Below are 8,100 nucleotides of genomic sequence, written 5' to 3'. Positions count from 1 at the left end.
CACCCGGTGCCGCCGGTGCCTGCGCGGTTTGCGCGCCCCCGAGGTTCACCACCGTCGGCTGCGCGGCCGTGTTCTGCAGTCCGTTGCGGTTGTCGACCAGGAGCAACCCGACCACCCCGATCGTGACGATCAGTGCCGAGATCACCGCGGCGACACCCGCCGACGCCAGCACCGTGGGCCAGTTGAGGGACGAGCCGCCCGACACGTCCTCGTCTGGGCCTTCCAGATCTTGACCCTCCGGATCTTGGCCCTCCGGCTCTACCGGGGCGATCTCTGCGGCCGCGGCTGCGTGCTGCTCGGTCGGCTGGTCGTCCCCGTACGGCGCATCGAAACCGCGGCTCTCGTACGCCTGACCCGAATAGCCGGGTGTCGCCCCGAACCCCTGTGTCCCGAACCCCTGTGTCACTGTCGTGCTCCTGTCGTGGCGGCAGGAGCTTCGCTCCCCCGAAGCCCCTGTTCAGGAAAGGCTAACCTGCCTACGGCATCAAACCCAAGCCCGGTTTGTGGGGATGGGCGGGATTCATCCGTATGGAGTCATCCGTCCGGCCTCGCCTGTCCCCGGCCGGCGAATGATCAGGACGGGGCCGCGTCGACCTGCCAGTACGCCAACGCCTTGACACGCTTCTTGCCGAGCCCGAATCCGGTGCGGAACACCTCGGCGACGACCCGGGTGTTCACCGAATCGAGTGCCACCCAACCGAAATGGTCGGGTTTCGCGGTAGCCGCGGCACGCACCGCCTCGACGAGGGCGCTCCCGTCGGCGCCCCGCTCGATCCAGTGGATGGTATCCTGCGGACGCAACCGAACCGGTAGGTCACGGTCGTCGTCGTGGGAGTACTCGAACCAGATCGTCGCGCCGACCTGCGGTCCCGACGCGGCACTGAGCGCGTCGAGGAGTGAGTTGATCGCAGGAAGCGACGCCGGGTCGCCGGCGACGAGCCAACCGGCGGGCGCGGGCTCGGGGATCGCGAACTTGGAGCCCATGAAGGTGGCGCTGATGGTGTCACCAGGCTTGGCGGCCAGCGCCCATCGCAGTGCCGCACCGTCGTGGACGGCGAACTCGATGAAGAAACTGTCGGTCGCCGGATCCGGGTCGGCGAGGGTGTAGCCACGCTGATGGGCCTTGCCGTTCGATTCGAACCACAGCCGCACCCACATCGTGGGATGGACGGGCCGATCGGTGAGCACACCACCGCCGGTGAATCCGAGCCGGATGTAGTGCTCGGTGATCTTCTCGGTGCTGGTGACCGTGAACTCGTAATCGTCGGCACGCAGCAGTTTGAGAACCGCCCCCTGCCACCCGCGCGACGGCGCCTTGTGTGTGGTCTCGGCCATGGGAAACGGCCCCTTTCCTCGAACGTCGGTGTCGAGGTCAGGGTAGCCTAACCAATAAGAGAGGCGCCCGGGCGTTACGGCTAACTGTTGCCGGCCAGGAGGTTGTTGACGTCCTGGAGTTGCTCAGGGCCGAGCGACGCGCTCGAGAAGGGCAAGGAGCGTGGCGCATTCCTTCCGGGTCAGGTTGCCGAACACGGCATCTTGGACCTCGACGATGGTGTCAGCCAAGCGTTTGGCCGTCCGCTGGCCATCGCTGGTAAGCGACACCAGTTGACGGCGCCCATGGCTGGGATCTTTGGCACGGGAGACCAGGCCGCGGTCTTCGAGTGCTCGGACGGTGTGAGTGACGTCTCGGGGGTCCAGGGCCGCGGCTGCGCCGAGGTCCGTCTGGCTCAGCTGGTCAGCAACGGCAAGCGCCGACAGACACCGATACTCGTACCCGTTGACGCCCTCTTGTGCAAGCAGTGCCAGAAGCACTTGGTGCGACCTGGTCGCAGCCGAGCTCAAAATCCAAGTGGGCAGGGAGGTGAGATCTGGCGGCACGGCGTTGCCTCCTGTTGGTGATACCAATACAGTATTGGTTACACCAACATCTTAGGAGAACTGATGTCATCTGCGCGCCCCTTGCCCACCGTGATCGGACCTACCGAGAACGCCTTGCGTGCGCTTCTGGCCCGGGCCTTGTCGTCAACCCTGATCCCCGGCTATTCGGCTTGGGTTGTCCTCAATGCCGTGAGTGCTGCGAGGCCGGGCAACAACTGGCGGGAGCGGACGGCAGAAGGACTCAAGGCAAACCCGGACGACCTCGAGGTCGTGCTCGACGAGCTTCGCTCCGCAGGACTGGTCGACGGCGGCGAGGTGCTGACCGCGAGGGGAGCCGACGAGCTCGCCGCCACGCGAGCGGCGGTAACTGAAGTGACCCGCGGCCTTGTCGAGGGAATCGACGAGGCCCAGCAAGAGACGACTCGCCAGGTACTCGACGCGATCCGACGAAAGGCGGAAGAGCTGCTGAGCGCGTGAAGCGGATGAACGACCTGACGCGGGCGTCCCGTGGCCACCAGGAGGGTACGGGAGCGGGGCTCGTTCTGTTCGGTGCCGTTGAGGTGTCCGATTGACCGTCACGTATCGCATCGCAACGCCCCGCTGACACTTGAAGGTCGTCGACGACTGATTGAACGGACTCGCACCAGGCCGATCGCGCACGTCGCTGCCGAGATGGGGATCTCCCGTGCGACGGCCTCGAAGTGGGTCAACCGGTACCGGCGCTTTGGAGAGCTCGGCCCGGTCGACCGCGCGTCCACAAATGGTCGGCATCTCGAATCACCTTCGAGCTCCAGATGGACGGGTTGACGATCAGTCGCCGTACAGTGACCCGCCACCTCGCGGTGCTCGGCCTCAACCATCGCCGGTTCATCGACCCCGATGGCGAGAACAGCCGCAAGCCACAGAAGTTCGTCGCCAAACGGCCCGGGCACATGGTCCGCATCGAACGTGAAGAAGGTCGGACGCATCCCCGACGGCGGAGGCTGGCGCACCCACGGCAAGAACAGCGACCGCGCCCGACAGGTTGCGCGCCGCAAAGGCAAGTCGGAGCGCGGCGGCTACGTCTACCTGCACTCCGCCATCGACGGGTACTCCCGGCCTCGCCTACACCGAGGCCCTGGAAGGCATCAGCGGATCACGCCCTACACGCCACGCCACAACGGGAAAGTAGAGCGCCACAACCGGATCATCTCCGAGGAGTTCCTCTACGCCCGTACCTGGATCTCCGAGGACCAACGCCGAGAAGCCCTTGGCGTGTGGAACATCCACTACAACTACCACCGGCCACACAGCGCCGCCGACGGAGAACCACCAGCGTCACTGCTGCCGACCGGCGTAAGTAACGTGCTTGCCTCTTACGGCTAACAGTTCAGACCGGTGCCATCGGCACAGTTCAGACCGGTGCCATCGGCACAGTTCACACCGGTGCCATCGGCACAGTTCACACCGGTGCCATCGGCACGATGCCGGGATGGCCGTCGAGGAACTGTTTGGTGAATGTGCACACCGGGCGTACGCGGGCGTTCTGATCCCGGATGAATGCCAGGGCCCCGCGGGTGAGCCGCGTGCCGAGACCGTGGCCGGTGTACTCGTCGTAGAGGACGGTGTGCAGCACGGTCACCGTGCGCTGACCGTCCTTCTCCTCGATCGAGTAACCCAGGACGCCGACGAGATCGCCCGCAACCCAGAGCTCGAATCGCTCCCGATCCGGATTGTGCACGACCTGGGAGATCTGCTGCAGAATCGATTGCGCCGACTGCGGCGGGCGATGCCGGTGTTTGCGATTCATGGTGTTCATAACCCCTCATCACGTCGCGGTGACACGACAACGAAATTCGAGTCGTCGGCGCCCCTCCGACGACGGACCCACCTCTGTGATCCGGGTCACACCATACCCTACGGTTACGTAGGCGCAAGGCGTCGCGATGAAACAACCTCAGGTCAACCCGGTTACGAAGGTGACAACACGGCGGGGGTTCCGGCGCCGGCGAATCCGGGTATGGTGTCGGGTGCGCGCTTCGTCGCGCACAGCTCACACAACTTCACCACGCGGGGGCTCCCACGATCCGGGGGCTGAGAGGGCGACTGGCGGTCGCCGACCGCCCGAACCTGTCCGGGTAATGCCGGCGTAGGGAGAACGCTCATGGGCACACGTGTATCCACCACCGAGGCCGTCGACAACGACACCCTCACCACCGGCCCGATTCAGGGCAGCACCAAGCACTACCTCGAGGTCGACGAACTACGGATTCCGCAGCGACGCATCCACCTCACCAACGGCGAGCATCTCGACGTGTACGACACGTCGGGGCCCTACACCGATCCACGGGAGAGCATCGACGTCGCCAACGGCCTCGCCCCGACTCGTGACCAGTGGCAGCGCCCCGCCCCCATCGACGGCGCTGCCACCCAATTGGCCTGGGCCCGAGCGGGTCTGGTGACACCGGAGATGCGGTTCATCGCTGCGCGCGAGAACGTGGAGGTCGAGGTGGTGCGCCGCGAGGTCGCCGCCGGACGGGCGGTGATCCCCGCCAATCATCGTCATCCGGAATCCGAACCGATGATCATCGGCAAGGCATTCGCGGTGAAAGTCAATGCCAACATCGGCAATTCGGCAGTCACCAGCTCCATCGCCGAGGAGGTCGAGAAGATGGTGTGGGCCACCCGCTGGGGCGCCGACACCATCATGGATCTCTCCACCGGCTCCGACATCCACATGACCCGCGAATGGATACTGCGGAATTCGCCCGTACCGGTCGGCACGGTACCCATCTACCAGGCACTCGAGAAGGTCAAGGGTGACCCGATCAAGCTGACCTGGGAGATCTACCGCGACACCGTGATCGAGCAGGCCGAGCAGGGCGTCGACTACATGACCGTGCACGCCGGGGTCCTGCTGCGCTATGTCCCGCTGACCGCACGCCGGGTCACCGGCATCGTCTCGCGCGGCGGGTCGATCATGGCCGCCTGGTGCCTGGCGCACCATGAGGAATCGTTTCTCTACACACATTTCGACGAGCTGTGCGAGATCTTCGCCCGCTACGACATCACCTTCTCCCTCGGCGACGGTCTACGGCCCGGGTCGATCGCCGACGCCAACGACGAGGCGCAGTTCGCCGAGTTGCGCACCCTCGGCGAACTCACCACGAAGGCGAAATCTCATGGTGTGCAAGTGATGATCGAGGGTCCGGGCCACGTACCGATGCACAAGATCGCCGAGAACGTGCGTCTCGAGGAAGAACTCTGTTCCGAGGCACCGTTCTACACGCTGGGCCCGCTGGCCACCGACATCGCACCCGCGTACGACCACATCACCTCGGCGATCGGCGCGGCGATGATCGCACAGGCCGGCACCGCGATGCTCTGTTATGTGACACCCAAGGAGCATCTGGGGCTGCCCGATCGTGACGACGTCAAGGTCGGCGTGATCACCTACAAGATCGCCGCGCACTCCGCCGACCTCGCCAAGGGGCATCCCCGCGCACAGGAACGCGACGACGCATTGTCCAAGGCGCGCTTCGAGTTCCGGTGGACCGACCAGTTCAACCTCGCCCTCGACCCGGACACCGCTCGCGAGTACCACGACGAGACGCTGCCCGCCGACCCGGCCAAGACCGCCCACTTCTGCTCGATGTGCGGTCCCAAGTTCTGCTCGATGCGCATCTCCGCCGACGTCCGCGCCTATGCCGAGGAGAACAATCTGGTGACCGCCGAGGACATCGACCGCAAGATCGCCGAGGAGATGGCCGCCAAGTCGGCCGAGTTCACCGATGCGGGTGGCCGGATCTACCTGCCGATCGACGCCGGGAGTTCTACGTGACCGACGTACCCCTGTTGCCCACCGCCGCACCGGGATCGACACCCGTGCGGGTGCTGACGATCGCCGGGTCGGATTCCGGTGGTGGTGCGGGCATCCAGGCCGATCTGCGCACCTTTGCCCTGTTGGGGCTGCACGGATGCGTCGCCGTGACCGCGGTGACCGTGCAGAACTCACTGGGCGTCAGCGGTTTTCAGGAAATCAGACCGGATGTGGTGGCCGCGCAGATCGATTCGGTGGTCTCCGACATCGGCGTGGGCGCGGCCAAGTCCGGGATGCTCGCCTCGGCACCGATCATCGCCGCCGTCGCGCAGGCGTGCGCCGATGCCGGCATCGGCCGCGACGCCGGCATCCCGTTCGTCCTCGACCCGGTGTGTGCGTCGATGCACGGCGATCCGCTGCTGGCCACCGAAGCCCTGGACACGTTGCGCACCACGCTCTTTCCGCTGGCCACCGTCGTCACCCCGAATCTCGACGAGGTGCGGCTGATCACCGGTATCGAGGTGGTCGACGAGTCGACCCAGCGCGATGCCGCGCGGGCACTGCACGATCTGGGGCCGCAGTGGGCCCTGGTGAAGGGTGGCCATCTCCGGTCGAGCGATCAGAGCCCCGATCTGCTGTTCGACGGCGCGGAGTTCCACGAGTTCACGCACGCGCGCGTCGACACCGGCCACGACCACGGAGCCGGTGACACATTGGCCGCGGCCACCGCATCGGCGCTCGCCCACGGCTGTTCGGTGCCCGAGGCGGTGGCCTTCGCCAAGCGCTGGGTGACGCGCGGACTCGAGGCCGCCTACCCCCTCGGCGCCGGCCACGGTCCGGTGAACCCGCTCTGGCGGGTGGAGATCACCCCGGAAGCGCCAGCGCGGTGATCATGGCGCGCCAGCGCGGTGACCATGGCGCGCACCAGCGCGGTGATCAAGCGTGCGACAGCACGTTGACGACATTGCCACCGGCGTCGGCGAAGAAGAAACGGCGCACGCCCCACTCCTCGTCGGTCAGCGGATGCACGATCTCGACACCTTCGGCGACTGCGTCCGCGTAAGCCCGGTCGACGTCGGAAACCTCCAGTGAGGCAACCGGATTCACCGGCGCGGTGGCATCACGGGTCATCACGCTGAACTGGGCGGTGCCGCCACCGGCGGTCCCGGCAGTGCCCAGCGTGGCGATCCACCCGAGGTTCATCAGCACGTCGAGCCCGAGAACGGTGCGGTAGGTCCGCACCGCGGCATCGAGATCGTCGACCGTCAGGATGGGTACCGCGCGCGAGAGCTCCATGCTGCTCATCATAGGTGGACCACTCGAGGGAACGGGTCGCCACGGCAGGTCGCCACCCCGTAGCGTTGGCACCATGAGTTGGAACTACCTCATGGACATGGACGGCGTGCTCATCCGCGAGGAGCACCTGATCCCCGGCGCCGACGCATTGATTGCGGAGTTACGCGACAACGGGATTCCGTTCACCGTGCTCACCAACAACTCGATCCGGACGCCACGCGACCTGCGTGCGCGCCTGCTGCGAACCGGCCTCGACATCCCCGAGGATGCCATCTGGACCTCGGCACTGGCGACGGCCCGCTTCCTCGACACCCAACGGCCGAACGGCTCGGCGTATGTGGTCGGTGAATCCGGGCTGACCACCGCCCTGCACGAAATCGGCTATGTCATCACCGATGTCGACCCCGACTATGTGGTCCTCGGCGAGACGCGGACCTATTCGTTCGAGGCGATCACCACCGCGATCCGGCTCGTCGAGCGCGGCGCCCGGTTCATCGCGACCAACCCGGACGCGACCGGACCGTCCACCCAGGGCTCGTTGCCGGCGACCGGTGCGGTCGCCGCACTCATCACCCGGGCCACCAACCGCGACCCGTATTACGTGGGCAAGCCGAATCCGCTGATGATGCGCTCGGCGTTGCGGAGGATGGGTGCCCACTCGGAGAACACCCTGATGATCGGTGACCGGATGGACACCGACGTCATCTCCGGTCTCGAGGCGGGTCTGCAGACGATCCTGGTGCTCTCGGGCATCTCGACGCCGGAGTCGGTGGAGCTCTACCCGTACCGTCCCACACGCGTCATCGCCTCGGTCGCCGACCTCGTCGGGCACACCGACCATCCGTTCGTCTCCGAACCGGAGAGCCTGTAGCGCACACCGATCCACCGCCGACCCTGATCACGAGAACGACCGCCCGTGTCGATGATTCGAAGCGGGCGGTCGTCTGTGGTGATCGGGCTCAGTGCGCGAGAGCCTTCGCCTTCAGGTGCTCGAATTCTTCATTGTTGATCGCACCGGAATCGAGAAGCGATTTCGCATCGGCGATCTGTTGTGCCGGAGAAGTTCCCGCGACGGTCTTGATGTAATCGTCGGATTCCTTCTTGTATTCGACTGCGGCTTTCTGGGC

General features: G+C 65.9%; 9 protein-coding genes, 2 pseudogenes and 1 riboswitch. Of the genes and pseudogenes, 5 read left to right on the top strand and 6 right to left on the bottom strand.

Going from position 1 to position 8,100, the window contains the following annotated elements:
* From B1964_RS21540 to B1964_RS21530, 3 genes and pseudogenes are all read right to left on the bottom strand, one after another.
* Window positions 1–406: pseudogene (locus tag B1964_RS21540) on the bottom strand (hypothetical protein); the annotation flags it as partial.
* 167 nt (window positions 407–573) lie between these two features.
* Entirely contained in the window at window positions 574–1,335 is a 762-nt protein-coding gene (locus tag B1964_RS21535) for a siderophore-interacting protein (RefSeq protein ID WP_006372411.1), read from the bottom strand.
* 123 nt (window positions 1,336–1,458) lie between these two features.
* On the bottom strand, window positions 1,459–1,812 hold the full coding sequence (locus B1964_RS21530; protein WP_079931218.1) for a MarR family transcriptional regulator: 354 nt from the start codon (window positions 1,810–1,812) through the stop codon (window positions 1,459–1,461).
* Between the two features lie 129 nt (window positions 1,813–1,941).
* Here B1964_RS21530 and B1964_RS21525 point away from each other — a divergent pair, with 129 nt between their 5' ends.
* On the top strand, window positions 1,942–2,355 hold the full coding sequence (locus B1964_RS21525; protein ID WP_006372409.1) for a hypothetical protein: 414 nt from the start codon (window positions 1,942–1,944) through the stop codon (window positions 2,353–2,355).
* 90 nt (window positions 2,356–2,445) lie between these two features.
* Window positions 2,446–3,243 (top strand): annotated as a pseudogene (locus tag B1964_RS21520) (integrase core domain-containing protein).
* Between the two features lie 76 nt (window positions 3,244–3,319).
* On the opposite strand, the gene B1964_RS21515 reads toward B1964_RS21520, so the two are convergent.
* Window positions 3,320–3,667, bottom strand: a complete 348-nt coding sequence (locus B1964_RS21515) for a GNAT family N-acetyltransferase (RefSeq protein WP_026920356.1) — start codon at window positions 3,665–3,667, stop codon at window positions 3,320–3,322.
* A gap of 250 nt (window positions 3,668–3,917) precedes the next feature.
* Window positions 3,918–4,031, top strand: a riboswitch (TPP riboswitch).
* Here B1964_RS21515 and thiC point away from each other — a divergent pair.
* Window positions 4,022–5,698, top strand: coding sequence for a phosphomethylpyrimidine synthase ThiC (gene thiC / locus B1964_RS21510; protein ID WP_079931219.1), 1,677 nt, complete (start codon window positions 4,022–4,024; stop codon window positions 5,696–5,698). (Overlaps the previous riboswitch by 10 nt.)
* Window positions 5,695–6,567, top strand: a complete 873-nt coding sequence (gene thiD / locus B1964_RS21505) for a bifunctional hydroxymethylpyrimidine kinase/phosphomethylpyrimidine kinase (protein WP_079931217.1) — start codon at window positions 5,695–5,697, stop codon at window positions 6,565–6,567. Before thiC ends, thiD begins: the two co-directional genes overlap by 4 nt.
* 46 nt (window positions 6,568–6,613) lie before the next feature.
* On the opposite strand, the gene B1964_RS21500 is transcribed toward thiD, so the two are convergent.
* Window positions 6,614–6,973 carry a VOC family protein gene (locus B1964_RS21500; RefSeq protein WP_006372403.1) on the bottom strand — a complete coding sequence of 120 codons (360 nt, stop codon included), beginning with the start codon at window positions 6,971–6,973 and terminating at the stop codon, window positions 6,614–6,616.
* A 73-nt stretch (window positions 6,974–7,046) separates the two neighbouring features.
* On the opposite strand from B1964_RS21500, the gene B1964_RS21495 reads away from it, so the two are divergent.
* Window positions 7,047–7,844 (top strand): HAD-IIA family hydrolase, encoded by a 798-nt coding sequence (locus tag B1964_RS21495; RefSeq protein WP_014358821.1) that lies wholly within the window; start codon window positions 7,047–7,049, stop codon window positions 7,842–7,844.
* Window positions 7,845–7,932: 88 nt separating this feature from the next.
* On the opposite strand, the gene B1964_RS21490 is transcribed toward B1964_RS21495, so the two are convergent.
* A partial coding sequence (locus B1964_RS21490; protein ID WP_139765824.1) for an SHOCT domain-containing protein occupies window positions 7,933–8,100 on the bottom strand: 168 nt, incomplete at its 5' end.

The sequence above is a fragment of the Gordonia sp. i37 genome (genome assembly GCF_002043085.1).
Classification (GTDB): Bacteria; Actinomycetota; Actinomycetes; order Mycobacteriales; family Mycobacteriaceae; genus Gordonia; species Gordonia polyisoprenivorans.
This window is presented reverse-complemented; position numbering and strand designations above follow the sequence as displayed.

Excerpts from the sequence above, each read along its gene's own strand:
- thiC (WP_079931219.1), top strand. The coding sequence starts at position 4,022 with ATGGGCACACGTGTATCCACCACCGAGGCCGTCGACAACGACACCCTC.
- B1964_RS21515 (WP_026920356.1), bottom strand. The coding sequence starts at position 3,667 with ATGAATCGCAAACACCGGCATCGCCCGCCGCAGTCGGCGCAATCGATT.
- B1964_RS21535 (WP_006372411.1), bottom strand. The coding sequence starts at position 1,335 with ATGGCCGAGACCACACACAAGGCGCCGTCGCGCGGGTGGCAGGGGGCG.
- B1964_RS21525 (WP_006372409.1), top strand. The coding sequence starts at position 1,942 with ATGTCATCTGCGCGCCCCTTGCCCACCGTGATCGGACCTACCGAGAAC.
- B1964_RS21495 (WP_014358821.1), top strand. The coding sequence starts at position 7,047 with ATGAGTTGGAACTACCTCATGGACATGGACGGCGTGCTCATCCGCGAG.
- B1964_RS21500 (WP_006372403.1), bottom strand. The coding sequence starts at position 6,973 with ATGGAGCTCTCGCGCGCGGTACCCATCCTGACGGTCGACGATCTCGAT.